Source organism: Flavobacterium aquidurense (assembly GCF_031458035.1).
Lineage (GTDB): Bacteria > Bacteroidota > Bacteroidia > Flavobacteriales > Flavobacteriaceae > Flavobacterium > Flavobacterium aquidurense_C.
Genome location: NZ_JAVDXR010000002.1, coordinates 444622 through 463208 on the forward strand (window position 1 = coordinate 444622; position 18587 = coordinate 463208).

The 18587-nt window shown below is 35.2% G+C and carries 13 protein-coding genes; 2 read left to right on the forward strand and 11 right to left on the reverse strand.

Features of this window, described 5'->3' with window-relative positions:
* Positions 1–10 precede the first annotated feature (10 nt).
* From J2X17_RS05030 to J2X17_RS05050, 5 genes are all read right to left on the reverse strand, one after another.
* Positions 11–670 carry an MORN repeat-containing protein gene (locus J2X17_RS05030; protein WP_310295265.1) on the reverse strand — a complete coding sequence of 220 codons (660 nt, stop codon included), beginning with the start codon at positions 668–670 and terminating at the stop codon, positions 11–13.
* A gap of 60 nt (positions 671–730) precedes the next feature.
* Positions 731–2209 (reverse strand): RagB/SusD family nutrient uptake outer membrane protein, encoded by a 1479-nt coding sequence (locus tag J2X17_RS05035; protein WP_310295266.1) that lies wholly within the window; start codon positions 2207–2209, stop codon positions 731–733.
* 23 nt (positions 2210–2232) lie between these two features.
* Complete coding sequence (locus J2X17_RS05040) at positions 2233–5613, reverse strand: SusC/RagA family TonB-linked outer membrane protein (RefSeq protein WP_310295267.1); 3381 nt, start codon at positions 5611–5613, stop codon at positions 2233–2235.
* A 90-nt stretch (positions 5614–5703) separates the two neighbouring features.
* Entirely contained in the window at positions 5704–6828 is a 1125-nt protein-coding gene (locus J2X17_RS05045) for a FecR family protein (RefSeq protein ID WP_310295269.1), read from the reverse strand.
* Between the two features lie 120 nt (positions 6829–6948).
* The gene (locus J2X17_RS05050) at positions 6949–7533 is read right to left on the reverse strand and encodes an RNA polymerase sigma-70 factor (RefSeq protein WP_310295271.1); all 585 of its coding nucleotides are present in this window, start codon (positions 7531–7533) and stop codon (positions 6949–6951) included.
* A 502-nt stretch (positions 7534–8035) separates the two neighbouring features.
* Between J2X17_RS05050 and J2X17_RS05055 the strand changes: the two genes are divergently transcribed.
* Complete coding sequence (locus J2X17_RS05055; RefSeq protein ID WP_310295273.1) at positions 8036–8422, forward strand: hypothetical protein; 387 nt, start codon at positions 8036–8038, stop codon at positions 8420–8422.
* Between the two features lie 248 nt (positions 8423–8670).
* Here the strand turns inward: J2X17_RS05055 and J2X17_RS05060 are convergent, their stop codons facing one another.
* The 6 genes from J2X17_RS05060 to J2X17_RS05085 form a co-directional block, all read right to left on the reverse strand.
* A complete protein-coding gene (locus J2X17_RS05060) occupies positions 8671–10350 on the reverse strand; it encodes a GH35 family beta-galactosidase (RefSeq protein WP_310295274.1) in 1680 nt (559 codons plus the stop codon).
* Between the two features lie 33 nt (positions 10351–10383).
* Positions 10384–11628 carry a glycoside hydrolase family 28 protein gene (locus tag J2X17_RS05065; protein ID WP_310295276.1) on the reverse strand — a complete coding sequence of 415 codons (1245 nt, stop codon included), beginning with the start codon at positions 11626–11628 and terminating at the stop codon, positions 10384–10386.
* Positions 11629–11635: 7 nt separating this feature from the next.
* Positions 11636–13774, reverse strand: a complete 2139-nt coding sequence (locus J2X17_RS05070; protein WP_310295278.1) for a glycosyl hydrolase — start codon at positions 13772–13774, stop codon at positions 11636–11638.
* 42 nt (positions 13775–13816) lie between these two features.
* Positions 13817–14842 (reverse strand): PKD domain-containing protein, encoded by a 1026-nt coding sequence (locus tag J2X17_RS05075; RefSeq protein ID WP_310295280.1) that lies wholly within the window; start codon positions 14840–14842, stop codon positions 13817–13819.
* 119 nt (positions 14843–14961) lie between these two features.
* Complete coding sequence (locus tag J2X17_RS05080) at positions 14962–16122, reverse strand: glycoside hydrolase family 88/105 protein (RefSeq protein WP_310295281.1); 1161 nt, start codon at positions 16120–16122, stop codon at positions 14962–14964.
* 155 nt (positions 16123–16277) lie between these two features.
* Positions 16278–17843, reverse strand: coding sequence for a rhamnogalacturonidase (locus J2X17_RS05085; protein WP_310295282.1), 1566 nt, complete (start codon positions 17841–17843; stop codon positions 16278–16280).
* A gap of 421 nt (positions 17844–18264) precedes the next feature.
* Between J2X17_RS05085 and J2X17_RS05090 the strand changes: the two genes are divergently transcribed.
* Positions 18265–18537: a DDE-type integrase/transposase/recombinase gene (locus tag J2X17_RS05090; RefSeq protein ID WP_310295283.1), complete on the forward strand. Its 273-nt coding sequence runs from the start codon at positions 18265–18267 to the stop codon at positions 18535–18537.
* Positions 18538–18587: the final 50 nt, after the last annotated feature.

Genomic DNA, 18587 nt, shown 5'->3' on the forward strand with positions numbered 1-18587 from the left:
ATTTGTAGTATTAGTTTAATCCTTTTATATAAGTGATATCCGTTTTAATTTCCCATAGGCCGGGCTGAAAAATTTCAATTTCAATAAAATCCTGGTTGTAACTGGCCTTTAATTTTATAGGATAAGTGACATTGGTCAGTTCAACAAAATCATTATTGTCGATTTGGGTTTGAAAACTTCCGGAATGAACAATAAAATTGATACGGGGATATTTCTCGGGTTCTTGGTTAACCTTGATATAAAAGCGTAAATTATTAATATCATCTTGAACTTTGTTTATAGCATATGATGAAACATTTGGCGATTTTGATATTTTTTTATAAGGCTTATCGAATAATCCTATGTACACATCTTTTTTCCAAAAACCAGTAATAATACTGTCCTTATTAACAATTAGTTTCCCTTGTCCTTCTTTAAGCCCTTTACTGAACTCACCCTCATAGATTTTTCCATCTTGCCAGGTATATGTTCCTACGCCATCAGGGAGACCTTTTTTAAATTGTCCTTTATAGTTATCTATACCTTTCGCCAATCCTTGTCCATCAGCTTTTCCTTTTTTACAATCGCCTTCGTAAGTGTTATCAATATTTTTTAATAACACAGTACAATCTTGGGCATGTACTGCTTTTAGAATAAAAAACAGTAATGCCAAAAAAATATATTTTTTCATAATTTTTATTTTTTAAAAGATTACGCTCCTTTACAATTAGATCATTGCAGTGGATATTTTTTAGTAACTTGGGTTTTGCTCTACTATATTTTTACCAGCTTCAATGTTTACATAATCAATAGGCAAGATGTATTTATCCGGATTAACAGCGGTCGGTTTTACTTTTGAAACATCAAAGCCATCTGTAAAGTGGTATCGTACCAAATCAAACCAGTCTTCTCCGTTTTCAATGCCAAGTTCTACTCTTTTTTCGACGCGGACCGCTTCTAAAAATTCTGCATATGTAATTGTTGATGGATATGTTTTAAAACCGTTACCAGCAGTAGTTTTAGCACCTGCTCTGATACGAATTTTGTTTAGTGCAGCAAGAGCATTTATACTCACAGTTTTATTGGTTCTGGCATCAGCTTCTGCATAAATAAGATATATTTCGCTCATTCTTAGATGATAAACCATTTCATACTTATTGTCTGGAGGAGAAAAATTGAATTTTGACTTCAGACTATCAAAACCAAAATACCCGTTTTTAATCGTTGACGATACACGAGTACTATCGGGAGTAATCTTTTGTGTACCAATTGTAGTTGTTTGCAGAACTGAATTTATATAGGAAGGAGTTACTGCTTCTATAGTGCCTATAACATTTCCAATTCCTGTATCTGCCATAGGATCGCCTTTTGTACCGAATATAATTTCAGAACTATTAAATAGGTCCTCGGTAGCATGATTAAGAAATATTTCGCCATAAGTGGCGGCTAAAGTAAAATCTGCATTAGATGCATCAATAATCTGCTTCGCCAATATAGCAGCTCCGGAGTAGTTTCCTTGGTATAAAAGTACTTTTGCCTTTAAACCTTTTGCATATGTTTTATTTGTATACCATTTAGCTCTGAGTTCTGGTGCATTTGCTATAGCAAAATCTAAATCTTCAACAATAGCATTGTAGGATTCACTAACTGTGTTTCGTGGTAATGCATCACCAGATCTCGATGGATCTTTTCTGATACAGATTCCGTACTTTGAACTATTGTCATAAAATTGCCCCCAAAGGCGTAATAAGTAAAAATTTGCTGTAGCTCTTAACATTTTTGCTTCCGCAATGATTTGGAGGCGTCTTCCTGATGTTGGAAATTTATTATCGGTTAGTGCTGTTACTTTTTCAATCAGCCAATTCGCTCTATTAATAACGGAATACATGCGGGTATAGGCACCCAGTCCTTGACTGGTCTTGACAGAAATAGGACTGTTGTTTACATAACCCTGTGTTTCTGAATCATTCAAAAGAAAGGTATTTACCAGCGTTCCGCTCATTAAAGAAGGTATTGTATAAATTTCTGGAATTCCCGAGCCGGCATTCTGTTGGTGGAAACCCGCGTAAATACCTGTCAGAGCCAGTTCAGCCGTTGATTCATTGGTAATTGCTTTATTTGCATCTAATGCATTCAGAGGTTCGTATTCGTCTAATTCTTGCGCCAATTCACATGAAGAGCATGCAAAAATTAAACTAATCAGTAATGATATATATTTTATAGTTTTCATTTTCTTTAGTTTCTTTTAGTTAATTATAAACTCACATTAAGTCCAATAGTGAATGTTCTGGCTTGTGGATAAGAAACGCCAGTATCTCTTCTTAAATCTACTGTAGCTCCACCTCGTTGTGAGTCAACACTTTCTGGATCGATACCTGGATAATTACTTATAATAAATACATTATTTCCTGAAAGGCTTAATTTTACATTTTGTATTCCTGTATTTGTTAACCAAGCTTTTGGAAAATTATAAGATAAAGAGACTGATCGTAATTTTATATAATCTCCTGCTTCGACATTTTTGCTGGTTGAAATTATATTACCATGAGTGGCTGAGCCAATACGGGCATATGTAGCATCTGTGTGCTCGGGAGTCCATGTGTCATAAACATCTGTTGTCACGTTCGAAGTTGCGCTTATTGATGAAAATTGAGTGGCTCCTCTATACCAATTTCTCTTGTTTCCTTGTACAAAATTAAAATTCAGTGAAAATTCGAAATTTTTATAGCTTACAGAGTTATTCCATCCTCCAAAAAAATTGGGATTTATATCTCCTAAAGGTGTTATATCTTTATTATTAATTTCTTTGTCGCCATTTACATCTCTAAAAATATAATCCCCCGGCTGTTTTAGCCCGCTATAATAAGTGCCGCTGGGAGCACTTGCATTTAAAGCAGTAATTTCTTCTTGTGTTTGTGCTATGGATACAACATCAAACCCCGTAATTACACCTATCGGCTGTCCCTCTATAATACCGCTGCTGCCAAAATTTGTTGTTGCCCCATTGTTTAGCGCATCAACATTATTCTTGATAAAAGAAATATTAAAAGACGAATTCCATCTAAAATTTTTGCTCCTAACCACGTCTCCGCCTAATTCGATTTCCCATCCAGTGTTTGAGACATCTGCAATATTTGTATTCCAGTTTGCAAAACCTGTTTCTGCAGGTACCGGTACAAATAATATAATACCACTGGTTTTCTTTTCAAAATAGACAACTTCAGCATTTAAACGATTATTAAATAATCCGAATTCCAGACCAAGATCTAATTGGTCTGTTTGTTCCCATTTAATATCTAAATTAGGTACTCCATCTACAGCAATTCCATTTACGTCATCATAATAGGAATCGGTTCCGTTCAAGGATTTATAATTCACTAAATAAGAGAAAGCGGGTAAATTATCAGATCCAGTGCGGCCTAAACTAGCACGAAGTTTTAATTGGCTTATAACTTCATTATCACTTAAAAAATTTTCATTATGTACATTCCATGCCAAAGCAGCCGAAGGAAAAAAGCCTCGTCTATTATTTGGTCCAAATTTAATAGAACCATCATACCTTGCGGTAAATGTTGCCAAATAGCGATCTTTATAGTTATAGTTTAATCTTCCAAATAAAGAATTAAGACCAGTTTGGGTAGATTCACTAGAAACATCCAAAACACTTTGTGCAGAATTGATGTCGGTTAGTATTTCATCATCTGGAAAGCCTACATATTGCTGAAAATCTAAATCTAATCTTGAACGGTCCCATGAGACTCCCGCTAATGCATCTATAGTATGGCCGTCACCAATTGTTTTATTGTAATTTAATGTGTTGGCCCATGATGTGGTTAGTCCGTTGGAGTGCTGAACCATCAACAATGCTCCATCTGCTAAGCCTCTTCTTGTATAAGATGGGTGAAAAACATCTCTTAGGTCAGTATTAACATTAAGACTTAACTGGGATTTAAATCGCAGTCCATCAATTAACTTGTATTCTCCATAAATTGTCCCTAAAATATTTTGCGAGACTGCTTTATCCCTAACTTGCGCTTCATCTCCTAAAGGATTATTAAAAGGCACTCCTGAATAATCTATAGAGGTATAGCTGCCATCATTATTATATACCGCTAAATCAGGTCTGTAAAAGGCGCCTGTACCCAAACTGTTTAATGCAGATTGTTTACTTTCAGAATAATTATAGCCAATATTTGTTCCAACTCTAAAGCGATCTGTTATATCTGCATCAATGCTTGATGAAAAGGAGTAGCGTTTTAACTTATTGCCTACCATAATGCCTTCTTGATCATTAACATGTCCAGAAACTAAATAATTTATTTTTTCACTGCCTCCAGAAACACTCATATTGTATTGTTTCCAAAGTGCATTATTATTAGTGGTCTCATCCTGCCAATCTGTATTGGATGTACCGAATTCAATTTCATCTGCCAAACCCTGATCTGTAATAAATTTTTTAAAGCCATTAGCATCAAGAACATCATAGGTTTTTGTTGGATTTTGAATGGTCAGGTTGTAGGAGAAATCAAATTTTGGCTTTTGATTTCTTTTTCCGCGTTTAGTAGTTATAATAATTACTCCATTAGCAGCTCTGGAACCATAAATAGCGGCTGATGAAGCATCTTTTAAAACATCAACACGCTCTACATCTGATGGATTAATTGTTAATAATGGATTAAGCCGATTATCATTTAAGCCCAGATCACCGCCAAATTGTGGATTTATAATAATTGGAACTCCATCAACTACATATAAAGGCTGATTATCTCCAATTAATTGGCCAAGTCCTCTAACATGAACTATAGCACCGCTTCCAGGTGCACCTGATTGAGCAGATACAAAAACCCCGGGAAGTTTGCCCACCAAAGCTTGGTCTATTGTCTGCGCATTTATTTGTTCAATACTTTCAGATTTTATAGAACTGACAGATCCAGTTAAGTCCTTGCGTTTTGTAGAGCCATACCCAACTACAGCGACTTCATCTAAAATGTTTAATTTTTCCTGTAGAGCAATATTATAAACTCCTTTATTTTCTGAAATTTTTTCATAATATAATTCATAGCCTATTCCAGTAGCAACAAGATAATTACCAGTTACGCCATTTATAGAATAGTTCCCCTCAGCATCAGAAATTGAAGTCGTAATTAAAAAATCCTTATTGATTTCGCCTCCGACGGGTGCTTTATTCATTACGGCGATCATAATTCCCGGCAATGGTAGACCGTTAACGTCTGTAATTTTTCCTTTTATTGAAATTTGTATCTTTTCAGATCTTTTGATAAGAATAGTGTTATCTTGAGATACCTCAAATTGAAAATCTCCATAGGAAAGACTAGTTTCTAATAATTCATTTGCATTTATAACCCCTTTTTTTACCTTGATTTTAGGGTAGTCTTTAAATAAGTCAGACTTATAGATAAAATTATAGCTGGTTTGCTGTTTGATAATTTGAAATACTTCGCTAATAGTGAGTGTATTATCATTATAGATTTTTACTTTTGGGTTTTGTGAAAAAACACCGTCGGAAGTAAAGCTGAAAACAGTAGTGCAGAAGAAGTAAAGAAATATTTTCATAGCAATATGAAGCATTCTTTTTCTTTTTAAGAAAAAGACATTGGCTAATTTAATTTTCATAAATTTGTTTTACGTTAGTTAATAATATTAATTAATTGTCAAGGGGTATGACGGTTAGTTTGGTGAGATATTCGAACCTTATACCCTTTTTTATTTTATAAAAACGGTGTTGTTTTTTATTTCATAGTGTATGGCGTTTAATGATTTAATTGTTTTAAGAATATTTTCAATATTTTGATTTTTTCGAAGCACACCGGTAAATGTTGTGTTTTCAAAGTTGGAGTTTATAAAAACAAAATTGATATTGTACCATCTGGATAATACCGTCATTATATCTTTGAGCGACATATTATCAAAACTAAAAATACCTTGTTTCCAGCATACACTGTTATAAATGTCTGCTTTCGCAACTACAATTCCTGATTGGTTGGTCTTAATAATAGATTGCTGTTTCGGAATTAAAGTTGCAGTTTCATCAAATCTGGAAACTGTCACTTTACCTTCTACAAGTGTTGTACAGATGAGATTTTCTTCTTTATACGCTTTTATATTGAACTCAGTTCCAAGCACTTCCACTTCTTGATTTTTTGTAAATACTTTAAATTTTGCGCCTTTGTTGTCTGTACTTGGAGACACATCAAAATAAGCTTCACCATATACTAATTCCACTTCACGGGTTCTTCCTTCAATGAAATTGACAGGAAACTTGATTTTGGATTCAGAATTTAACCAAATCTTCGTACCGTCGCCAAGCTCTACCAAAAACTGCCCTCCCCTTGGAATGGTCAAATAATTATAGGTAAGTTCTGTATTTTGTTTTGTTCCAGTTTCGTAAATGATTTTTTCTCCAGTGCTTTTACTATTTTCAGACTGGTACTCAATTCCTTTTTTTAAAATAATTTGTGATCCGTCTCCTAATGTTAAGATGGCTTTGTCAGTTCCTGGTTTAATAACATTATTTATAGACACAGGTTTTTTAAAAGGAGCAGTTTGTATATCCTGAAATAGGAGAGGAATGGAAAGTAAGAGAATTAAAGCCGCCGCGGCTGCATATTTCCAATAAACAAATTTCTTAGGTTTTGAATTGATTTGCTTTTGAAGAGAATCCCATGCTTTTTCAGCATCTATTAACTCAATATTTTTCGCCTGATTATTTTCAACTTTATGAAAGTACAATCTGTGATCGGCAGATTCATTATACCAGTTATCAAAAATAATTTCCTCTTCTTTAGAAAGAGAATGATTTATTTTTTTTATTATGAGTTCGAATTCCATTGCTTTGTTTGTCTTGTTTTATATTATGACAACTTAAACTTTACAATGGGTGACAAAAAAAATATTTTATTTTTACATAAACTGATATTTAAGTAAAAATAAATCAGTCAGTAGTCCTATTTAGTTCTTAATCTGAGTTAAAATCAAGAGTATTGTTACAAATTCCGCAATTTTTAGTTTTGCTCTTTTTAGTTGAGTTTTAACAGTATTTACAGAGAGATTTAGTTCAGCGGCAATTTCGGCGTATTTATAATTATGCAAAAACTTTAATCTAGCAATTTGCTGCATTTGCTTGGGAAGTCTATCTACTATTTTTAATATTTGATTATAAACTTTTTCTTCTTCATCTTCACTGCTAGAATCGAATTCATAATCTGTTGTCAAATTTGTATACAATTCTAGTACCTCTAAATTATCTGTGATTTTAAATGATTTTAAATAATTTAAGCATTTATTACGGACCATTGCATAGAGATAACTTTGCAGCGATGTTTGAATATTTAAGCTTACAGCATGCTCCCAAAAGTAGATAAAAACCTCCTGTACTAAATCTTCACTAGTATCTTTATCATACAGATATCCGTAAGCATAAGTTACCAAACCTTTATAATACCTATTAAATATGATTCGAAATGTTTTTTCATCATCAGCAATAGAATTCTCCTTGACAATAAAAATTTCGTTATTAATTTTAAATTTTGACATGAATCACCTTTTTAATATTTATTTGATAATCTATAATTAAGGTCAATTATTCACAACAAAAATACTTAAATAGTTGTAAAAATAATGATGTTTTGTAAAATTTCATTAAAAACCGTAATGACTATATAATTTATTGAAGACTATTTCTTTCAAGTTTTAATATGACAGATAAAATATTCAAAATGTTTTTTAAAATAAATCCAGCTTTATAATTAAAATTGATTTTTAATTATACTAATTATATAGAACAAATGTAATTTAAAAAAATTAATCTAAAAATTTAATTATATATTTTGTGTAATGATGGGGGAAGTATTTTTTTTGAAGTTGCAGCATTTACCGGGACATAAATTTTAAGACTGTTTAAATAAAAATAAATATCTTAGAATTATGTAAAAACGAGTTTACAGTGTTGAGTTTAAATCATAAGCAGTACGAATAAGTTACGAGCAAGAAAAAGATACTTTCCAGCCAACTCGTTATATTGACCTGATGAACAGAGATGGCTATTTTTTTTCCATCATCTAATTTTAGATCTGAATTCCAGATTTTAATTTTATCAGAATTTGCTAAAACTCAAATAAATTTTATTTTTGACGTTGAAATGCTGCAACAGACACTTAGAAAATGGCTCAATCAATTTAAGCAGTACTTTTTTACGTACAGCAACGGCTTCTATCATCTTCCTTACAGCAGTAAAACTCCGGAAGATCTTGTGGAGAGTTTAGCTAATTACCCCTTTATGAAGCATGATAGAGTAAAACAGAGTGTTTACGCTAATACTCCTTTTTGTTCGGGAGGCTTCAATTATCAAAAATTAGAAGAAGGACTTTGGGTTATTTATTCTAAAATGAGATATTCTTTAAAAGAAAAAGGTGTTGTTTTGTAATAAAACACACCTTTTTCTATATCATAAAACTATTTTTATATATAAATTAACAATCTTCTATTACGGACTCTGAGTAGCTTCGAAATAGTAATAGAGACGAATTGTAAGCAAAAAAGCGATGTATTGATGTTCCTTGTTTTATAGATTTTTTTATTTTTTGACCCAAGATCTTGTGTTGTGTATTCACTTTTAGTTATGAACTCCAATCGAGTCCTATTTTTATTATTTGTAATATTCACTATGATGCTTCATTCAAATCGGTAGAGCTGAACTTTCAGTACTTCTGGATCGTCGCTTTCGAACCGCGCTACACTGCCTGTTTTATTTTGAGCCGCCTCATCTGCCAAAATATAATTCAGCATAATATTATCGCCGTTTAATTTTCTTCCTTCAACCCATTGTCCATTACTGAAGCTGCCTTCGTAAACAGACGCAAAGCCTGCAGTTTTAGGACCTGGTGTTATTGGGCTAAAAGTGAATTGCAGCCCTTCACCAGCCAAAATATATTCATTTTTAGAAGTATTGATAATTATTGCATAGCCCATTTTTAGTTTGCTTTTTTCACCGCGTGTCTTTCTTAAAGCAACATCTATTTTGTAATCTCCCAAAACAATAGTTTGTTCCGGTTTATCTTCCTTTAAATATACCGCGGTAATTGTACCAGCAGATTGGGCTTCTGTTATCTTTGGCATCATTTCAGATAATACCTTATAGCCTTTGGATAATTTATCGCCACCTGAAATTTGCTTTCCTCTAATGCCATCAATCCCAAAAGGAGAATAACCAATACCCTTATGAAAACCAACTGTGTAGAAAGCACTTGCAACGCCAATGGAATCTGAAAATGATTCAGGTATGAAAAGCGGATTCCAATCGTGCGCATACAATTGTGCGATATCTTTAAAATCGGGCAAATATATATCGGGCGATAATATATTTATATGAGGAGCCGCCATCCTGTAGATATCGTGATTAATGGATTGTGGCCCCCCGCTCGGGTAATTTCCCGGCATGTGATCTTCAGGCTGCACAATCCAGGCATTAACAAACATTGGTAAATCATATTCTGCTTTTCCAGCTGCAGCAACAGCATCTATATAAGTAGCGTATTGATAGGCCATAAAAATCTCGTCTGTACGGTAACCATTTCCAAATACCTGACTCCAGGTACCCGAATTTAGTGATCCGTTTTCATTCCATTTCGATTTTAGTTCAGGTTGTAATTGGCTCTCATTCTTTTTGATATAGGCTAGGAATGATTCAGGAACTTGTTTTAAAAATTCATTATTCGCAGCAATAGAATGATCTCGGGATGCTCCAATAACGCCTACTTCATTTTCTACCTGTACCATAATTACAGTCCGCTCCGCATCATTTTGATACAAATGTTTCATTAAAGCAGCAAATGCCTTCGCATCTAAATTTTTAGCTTCCGTACAAAATGGGCTAATGGTTTCGGTGGCATTTCCATCAGCTAATTTTACTCTTGGAAATCGCTTGTAATCAGATTTTACCCAATCAGGTACATAATGGGATAAACCGTTTTTCCAGCTGCCAAACCAAAGTAATATCAGGCGCATATTGTTTTGTCGGGCCTGCTTTAAAAGTCCATCTACCAATGTAAAATCGTATTGACCTTCTTTAGGTTCAGATAAATCCCAGGATATTGCTGCAAGTGTGGTATTGAGATGAATAGAGGAGAGGTAAGGAAGTATCGGCTGCATATAAGAAAGACTGGAGGTGCTGGAATTATGAAGTTCTCCACCCAATATCAAAAAAGGTTTTCCATCAACTATTAGTTGGGTAGCTTCGCCCCGTTTTTGCAAATGAGAAATTTCCTTGCTTTTTTTTGTTTGCCCAATTGCCTGCATGCCTAAAATCAACATTAGGCACGGTAAAATAATGCACTTATTAAATTTCATATTCATCTTATTATTTTTTTAATAGTTATTATTTCTTGATTATTCTTCTCTAATAATATCTTCTCCTGTAACTCCTGTAATGGTAAGCCCGGAAAGATCTATATTATTTACATTTTTCAATGTGAATCCTTTTTTTGCGTTTATGTTGCAGTTTATGAATTTCACACCAGTAATTGGACTATCTTTCAACCCATTCATGTCACCAACACTATCTGCTGTCCCGGATATATTTATGATTGTAATATTACGAACTACAGGCAGCTTTTCTGCCGCAGGTTTTGGATTGACCATTCGCCATTCCATATTAAATTCAAAAGCTTTTTTTGTATTATTCAGTTTAATATTTCGATACGTAATGTTCTCTACCACACCACCTCGGCTGGGCTGCGATTTAAAACGGATTGGAGCCCAGTTCTGAGAGTCAATAACACAGTTGCTTATCACTACATTTTTGATACCTCCGGATGTCTCGCTTCCCATAGCTACACCGCCATGACCATAAGCAAAGTGGCATTTTTCAATAAGTATATTCTCGGAAGGACGATTTACCCGAAGACCATCTTCATCTTTGCCTGATTTAATAGAAATACAATCGTCATTCACATCTATAAAGGTTTCTGTAATATTAATTTTATTGCTCGAATCAATATCTATTCCATCAGAGCTGGGAATATTATGATCTGCAGTGATATTTAATTCCTTAACTTTTACATTTGTAGAGTAGAGGATAAATAAACCCCATGATGCCTGATTATGAAGACGCAAACCTTCTATTTTAATATTTTTGCAATTTTGGATGCCTATTAAACGCGGTCGTCCCAGTTTTTTTTCATTAGATGATTCTGGTTTTTTATTTCTCCACAAATCACCGGAACCATCTATTACACCTTCTCCAGTTATAATAATATCTTTTAATGTTTCAGCATTTATCAAGGCTGACGTCCACAAACGTTCTTCACCTTCCCAACGGGTTTTGATTTGGGGATAATCACTCTGATTCACAGATCCTTTTAATTTTGCGCCTTTTTCTACCAGAAGATTCACTTTGTTTTTTAGGAATATAGCCCCGCTAATAAAAACTCCTTTTGGAATGATTACTGTGCCTCCGCCATCATCGCTGCACTTGTCAATACAATCCTGAATTGCTTTAGTATTAACTGTAATACTGTCGCCTATGGCCCCAAATTCAGTAATTAAATATTGTGTTGGAGTAGGTTGTTTTGCAGCATAGGCCATAGTTATCATGTAAATAAAAAAACAGGTTACATTAAATATCTTTTTCATCTGTAATTTATTTTATTGATGATCCAATAACGATGAATTTAGTTTCGTGAGCATTTAAATGCAGTTCAAAAGTGATTCGATCCACATCTTTCGAAGTCTCTTTTATAGCGGTAATATCGCCAGAAAATGCATCCCATACAGCTGCTTTATCACCATTAGCCTTAAGGCTTGCTTTTGTGTTTTGTTCTTGGTCACTCTCATTAAAAAAGAAATACATTTCAGCATCTTTCCATTTTCGATGGAGGTATTTAATACCAAGAATTGATTTTTCAAATTTTACATCTATGTTCTTTATTTTAGAGAGCATTTCACTGGTTACCTTAACTGTCGGTTCAGTATAGCCCCATGTAAAATCAGGTATTTTTTCTGCGTTTAAGAAAGTTTTTTCGACAGTTAGAGTAGGGTGTGAGCCCATAAAGATTACTTGGCCACCATTTTTTGTAAAAGAATTTAAACGGTTTAAGATTTTTTTCGGAATGTATTTGATGGCAGGGATAATAATGGTTGTATAAATTTGTCCGCTTAAATTTTTAAATCCTTCCTTTTCAAAAGTAAAAAGAGTTTCCAAACCCTGATCGTCAACAAAATCATAATCAATTTGATGTTCTGACAGTGATTGTGCAATGTCCAATGTGTTTTTATTTGCTGCATCATCACCCATCCACAAATTACTTGTCGGATGGTAGAGTGCTACCTGTGCGGCAGGGATTCCATTTGATAGTAAGTACGAAGCCCGATTGGAATATTTTGCCACAGGGATAAAATCATCTTGTCCTAAATATCCTTTAGGTACTTTGGTTTCATTTAGAGGCCAAAACATATATTCAAATAAATTAATTCCTCGTATCAGTTGATAATCAATTACCCATTTTGCCTGCAGTACGCTTGGTGGTATAGTATATGCCGCAAAACTTTCACTTAATGACCTTGGCCTGCCATACATATGGGCTGCTGATGAGGCAAGCTTTGGAAAATCAGCCACTTTATCAGGCCATATTTGTAACCAAATGGCATCTACGCCAGGAACTCCAACATGGCGCATATTTCTGAAAAAATCACCTTCCGATCGCACAAGGTCCATCATTTTTTCTTCGTGATTAAGATGAACCATATATTCCATACCATTTTCTTTGCACCATTCTGCCTGAATGTCAAAGAAATTTTTGCTGAACATGTATGACCAAACATCCCAAAAATCTGCTTTCATTCGCTGCTGCTCTAAACTTAGGTCTTTGAGGAAAATTACACCTAAATAAGGTACAATGTCGTAACCTTTTTGTTTTCTGAATTCCGCGGGAAGTTGAGACGTCCAGGGAGTAAAGCCATAATCAGGTTCGTCACCTCGGAAACCTAATACTGTTTTTCCAAATTCATTCCCTATATATTTTTTATATTGAACATGGGTAAATTCAAGGAATTGCTTAGTAGCGACAGGATTCAAATAATCGCAGAGAGAATTGAGAGTGTCTTTACCGTGTGTAGGGTTGTTAGCAGCGCGGGTAACTGATGTTTTAAACTTATGCTGAATCAATAAAATTTCCCAGTTGCCTGCAGGAGCTTTCCAGTTGATACTGTTTGAATTAATAGAAATCATTTTGCTGCTCTTATCATTTTGATTGACCACAATAGCGCTAATGACACTTGGAGATAATTTTCTGGTAAAGTAATCCCCTTCCTTAATAATTGTTTTTTCCTTGATCACCAGTCCCTGCATCCTTAATTCAGGTTTCTCCTTGCTGAATTTACCCCCTGCAAAACCACTAGGATATTTTCCTTCATCAATTAGCCAGACATGCATATTCCTTTTTTTTGCTTCTTCAACTGCTATTTTAACAAGTTCAAACCAGCCATCGGAAAGGTAATCTACCGGCATGCCGTATCCGGCTTCTATACTTACTGTAAAAAGGCCATGTTTTTTTAAAATATCTAAATTTGCCGCTATGGTTTCCCTGGTTATATTGCCTTCCCATCCCCAGGTGACTGTCTGGGAATAAACTGAAGGATAATCCTTAAAGTTTGCCGCCATCTCTGCCATAATAGGTTGAGAAACTTTTTGCCAAAATTCCTGAGCAGTCGAAGCGGTGGTATATAAGAGCAGGGCCACAACTATATTCAGATTCTTATTCCATTGTTTTATTTCTAACATGAACTTTTGCTTTATTTTATTAAATTTCAGTTTAACATCCTTTTAATAGACCGCTACATCCCAAACATTTGCCATACGAGCTTTTCCGGCTGGTCCTTCAATATCCAGCACTACAACATATTTACCTGCATTTTTGTAATGATGAACAGGGTTTTCTTCATTAGAAGTTGTACCATCACCAAAATCCCAATGCCACTTTGTTATATCACCCGTACTTTCATTTATAAAAGTCACTTGGCGTTTACTCATGTCGGTTATTTTAAACGACCATTTGGCATCAAATGATTTTTGGTATTTCTTCTCAAGAGGTTGTAATGTAAAAATGGTGCCCAGACTTGAGTTGCCATACATTTTGTGGTTTTTGGATAAGTTCCAAAAACCTTTTTTTGTTTCATCATTTACATCATCATAATCGATCACAGCCCATGTAAGTCCAATTTTTTTATTATCATATAAGTTAGATTCTACTGCTCTTTCTGGACCTTCAGTGCCTGCATAATCAAATAGTGTAATCCAGAATTCTGCAATTAGTTTGCCGGGCTGGCCTGGTTTAAAGTTGTACGAATATGAAATATTGGAATAAGGCATTTTTTTAATCCACGGCTGACTACCCCAAGCCAGTGCCCAGTCTTTGCCGACCGCCGGCGTGAATATGTGATAGTTTTGTGCATGTACCCCATGGAAATCAAAATAGCGCTGCTGCCAAGACAGATTTTGGTTTGAATGTTGTTCGTCAATCAGAGGACCACCGGAAAGGTCGCCATCTACCACTATTTCAAAAATATCATTGTGCAGGCCTGGCAGCGAAAAATCCCAATAATCATCATATGCCTCATATAAAAAATAAAGCCGGTTCAATCCTTTTACCCAGGCTACTTTTACTTTTACGTCTAAATTTTTGGGATCTGTCTTAGGGTAGTGTTTTGAATCGTCCCACAGCTGGTCGGTACCAACAATATATTCAGCAGGAAAAGTATCCCAATCATCTGTATTACCGTCAATTCTCGGAATCATGTTGGCAGGAAACTGATATATTTTGTATCCTCTGTCTTCTTGGGAAAATGCCATTGAATTTAAAAATAAAAAGGTACTTAACAACAGAAGGTTTTTCATTTTATATAACATATTTACTATTGGTTTTTATAATTTTACTTACAATTATCTTGTATTGCTTCAACCGCGACACGTTATCTTTTATTTGGATTTTTCTTTTCGTAACGCAGCATTTCGGTTCCCGCTAATAAAAATGGTCCAATTCCATGGCTGTCGTTAAGCTTAGCAGGACGAGTGTAATAGAATTTAATATCATCCTGGATCCCGGTACCAACACAAATATCCTGCATTTGACCGTCTGAAGTAATTTTATTTGCCAAAGCTGTCCACGCATCTTCGGCAATTCTAATATATCCATTATCTATCCATCCTTCATTTACTGCCCTTGCAATGGCGTAGATGTACATAGCAGTAACGGATGTTTCTAAGTAAGAATCATTTCGATCTAGCACCTGATGCCATAGACCGGTTTGGTCTTGCCAGCGCGAGAAACCAACAATATCTTTTAATAATAATGCTATTAGTTCTTTTCTTTTAGGATGGGTAGCGGGAAGATTATTTAAAAGTTCAGTTTGGGCAACAGCTACCCATCCGTTGGCGCGGCCCCAATGAGCAACTCCGTTTTGTTGATTAGAACTGTAATAGCAGTGATAAAAAAGTCCGGTATGATCATCGTATAAATATTTAGTAAAATTGATTATCTGTTTTATAGCATCATTATAATATTTTTCATCTCCGGTTATTTTTCCCATTCGGGCCAAAAAAGGAACACTCATATAAAGGTCATCTGCCCAAACAGTGTTTTCTCGCGGATCAGGTCTGCATAGTGTACCATCCGCAAGCCGTAATTGTTTGTTTAAAATATAATCGCCTGCCTTGTCAAGATATTGTCTATAATCTTTGCGGGGATCCAAGAGATAAACATCACTTAAACCAGCTGCCATAGCCCCACAGTCATCTAGTTTTGACATTCTGAAAAGGCCGGAAAACTCTGTGCGGACACGTCCACCATCTTTCGATGCACCATCGTTGTAAAGCTTTTCAAAAAAAGGCAGATCATTAAATATAAATTGATAATTGTGACTGCAGTAGGCAGCATATTTTTTATCCTGTAATACATCAGACATATGCATCAGTCCGGTCATCATGACGCCATTAGGATACCCCCATCTATTATACTCACTTTCCGCAGCTATTTCCGGCACTGGTTTTAGTCCCGTGACAGCATCAAATTTTTCGCTGGTATTTTTATTAATATACTTAAATGAAGTAACTGCAAGGACCCTGTCAGCCACCCGCCTAATTACTTCTTCCGTATTAACTGGTTGGGATGTTTGTGCCAAAGCTACATGGCAGGCCATTATAAAAATTATTTGCAATACCTTTTTTTTCATATTTAATATAGGGTTAAATAGTTAGTGTAGTAAATTGTTAATTTTATAAATAGGTTCTAATATGTTTTTGTTGTTAGTTTCTTTATCTCTACTTCTTTAAACGGTTTGCTGTCTTTGATGGAAAGGTCACTTACATCTTTGAGTACAAGAAGTTCGGATTTAAGATTTTCCGGCACAGTTATATTGCGCAGCTTTATACCTCTTACTCCTGTGAGCATTATAGCAGGTCGCACTTCTTTGCCTAACAAATAAAGATTAATGTTACTGAGCTCAATGTTTTTGGCGTGTCGGATAAAAAATCCATAGACAGGCAATACACCAAATTTTTGTGGCTCGGGATAGTCTTTTTCAAATTCCGGAACTTCCTTTTGAATGTTGGTTTTCAAAGAATCTAATGCCCGATACCAAATACTAATATTGTTAAGGCGAACATCCTCAATCTCATGATTAGGAATCCCGCTTATAAGGACAGCAAAACGGGAATCGGTATTGAATACAGTTATGTTGCTAATGTTTATACGCCGCAAGGCGCCCACAGCAGTGCCGTCTGGTGCTCTCATGCGCCCGCCAAGACGAAGGAAAATAGGTGAATTTATAATGTCCCGCATGGTTATGTTGGTAATTGTTACATCTTCCAAAAGACCGCCATCCACTGTTTCGAGCGCGAGTCCGCGGCAAAATTCAAATACACAATTGCTAATGGTAATGTTTTTAAAACCGCCATTCGATTCCGTACCAAACTTGATACGGCCAGTCGGACCTTCCTTATCTGGCACAAGATGCCCTTCATTACGCTGGTAGGTGCCATTGTAGAAAGTACCACGATCAAAACCGCTTACACTGCAATTGGTTATTGTTACATTTTCGGTTGGGCGTGCATAACCGAGGGCAAATGAACTTTTGAGGCAGATGCCATCATCCCATGGAGAATTTACACTGCAATTGGAGATACGAACATTTTTGCAGCAATCGATATCTATTCCGTCGCGATTGGTATCAATTTTAAGGTTGTCAACTGTAAGATTGTCAACACCAGTGGCTAGTATGCCGAAATGCCCGCCATAAAGTATGGTAAAGTCTTTTAGAGTTACATTTCGGCAAGATTTCAGTGCGATTGCTTTATTGCCAACCGGCGCTTTATAAGGCCCTCCTCTTGATAGCCCTTTCCCGTGAATTAATCCTGGGCCCAAAATAGAAATATCCTGAAGATTTTCACCCCAAATTAAACTGTTATGCCAGTGGCTGTGTCCAAAGTCCTGAAACGTATCATTGATGGCAGATTCAGGCATATCATAACCTAGTTCACCAGAAGGTGTTGCTCCCAGAATCACAGCGCCCTGGTCTAAATAAAGCGCAATATGGCTTTCCAGACGAATAGAATAACTGAGGTAGGTACCAGCCGGAAAATAGACAGTACCACCGCCTGCCTTTACAGCTGTTGTTATGGTATTATTTATAGCGTTGCTATCCAGTGTAATGCCGTCTCCTTTGGCCCCGTATTCCCTAACGTTGAAGACTGTTTCCGGAGCTGCGCACGTACTGGTGATTACAGTAAAAAATAAGTAAATACTAAAAGTGAACTTAGATAATAAAGGGGTAATATGACTGAATGGAATTTTCATATCGTTGACTGGAATAAAGTGTAATTGTCAGCAAGCTAATAGTTTAACAAGATATTGATATCCTGTACAATCCTGCTACATAAAAACTTATTTTGCCAACTTTAGGTTTACTAACACATAAAATTGCAGTAACCATAGTTGTTGCCTCTGATTTATATTTAGGAATGTTTCAAAATGATACTGATTTATGCCTTGATAATAATTTATTTTTTTCCTCTCTAAATATTCGCTATTATTTTTATAGATAAAAAACCTTAAAAATTAGAATTACTGGTGAATAAGCTATGCTTCTGTCGCATCTGGGAATAACTTTTATCTTAGAATTTTAAACACATCGAAAATGAATACGAAAGGTCATTGCTATCCAAAGTCTAGCGGGATGTTGAAGAAATAATGAAGATTAGGGGCGTGATTGTGAATCATGCTGCGATCCAACATTGCGTTTATAACTTTACGCCTTTCATTGAATCAGTTCTCGAAGATTAAAATCCGGCAATGTAAATATCTTAACAATGTTTTCGAACAGGACCCTCTTTTGATCAAGTGGCGCATACAAAACAGATTAGGCTTTAAAAGTTTTGAATTAGCAAAGAGAACTCTAAGCGGAATTGAAGTTTTGCATATGCTTCGGAAGAATCAGATGATTAGACCACGGATCTTTATGTTTAAATCATTCTGTACGTTGGCGTGTTAACTTTTAAATCACCTAAATTCATATATTTGATTCTGACAGGTGCGACAGAA

What these genes read in the sequence shown, in the direction of transcription:
- J2X17_RS05060 (WP_310295274.1), bottom strand. Translation starts at nt 10,350, where the DNA reads ATGAATATGAAATTTAATAAGTGCATTATTTTACCGTGCCTAATGTTG.
- J2X17_RS05065 (WP_310295276.1), bottom strand. Translation starts at nt 11,628, where the DNA reads ATGAAAAAGATATTTAATGTAACCTGTTTTTTTATTTACATGATAACT.
- J2X17_RS05070 (WP_310295278.1), bottom strand. Translation starts at nt 13,774, where the DNA reads ATGTTAGAAATAAAACAATGGAATAAGAATCTGAATATAGTTGTGGCC.
- J2X17_RS05075 (WP_310295280.1), bottom strand. Translation starts at nt 14,842, where the DNA reads ATGGCATTTTCCCAAGAAGACAGAGGATACAAAATATATCAGTTTCCT.
- J2X17_RS05090 (WP_310295283.1), top strand. Translation starts at nt 18,265, where the DNA reads ATGCTGCGATCCAACATTGCGTTTATAACTTTACGCCTTTCATTGAAT.
- J2X17_RS05045 (WP_310295269.1), bottom strand. Translation starts at nt 6,828, where the DNA reads ATGGAATTCGAACTCATAATAAAAAAAATAAATCATTCTCTTTCTAAA.
- J2X17_RS05055 (WP_310295273.1), top strand. Translation starts at nt 8,036, where the DNA reads ATGGCTATTTTTTTTCCATCATCTAATTTTAGATCTGAATTCCAGATT.
- J2X17_RS05050 (WP_310295271.1), bottom strand. Translation starts at nt 7,533, where the DNA reads ATGTCAAAATTTAAAATTAATAACGAAATTTTTATTGTCAAGGAGAAT.
- J2X17_RS05035 (WP_310295266.1), bottom strand. Translation starts at nt 2,209, where the DNA reads ATGAAAACTATAAAATATATATCATTACTGATTAGTTTAATTTTTGCA.
- J2X17_RS05040 (WP_310295267.1), bottom strand. Translation starts at nt 5,613, where the DNA reads ATGAAAATTAAATTAGCCAATGTCTTTTTCTTAAAAAGAAAAAGAATG.
- J2X17_RS05030 (WP_310295265.1), bottom strand. Translation starts at nt 670, where the DNA reads ATGAAAAAATATATTTTTTTGGCATTACTGTTTTTTATTCTAAAAGCA.
- J2X17_RS05085 (WP_310295282.1), bottom strand. Translation starts at nt 17,843, where the DNA reads ATGAAAATTCCATTCAGTCATATTACCCCTTTATTATCTAAGTTCACT.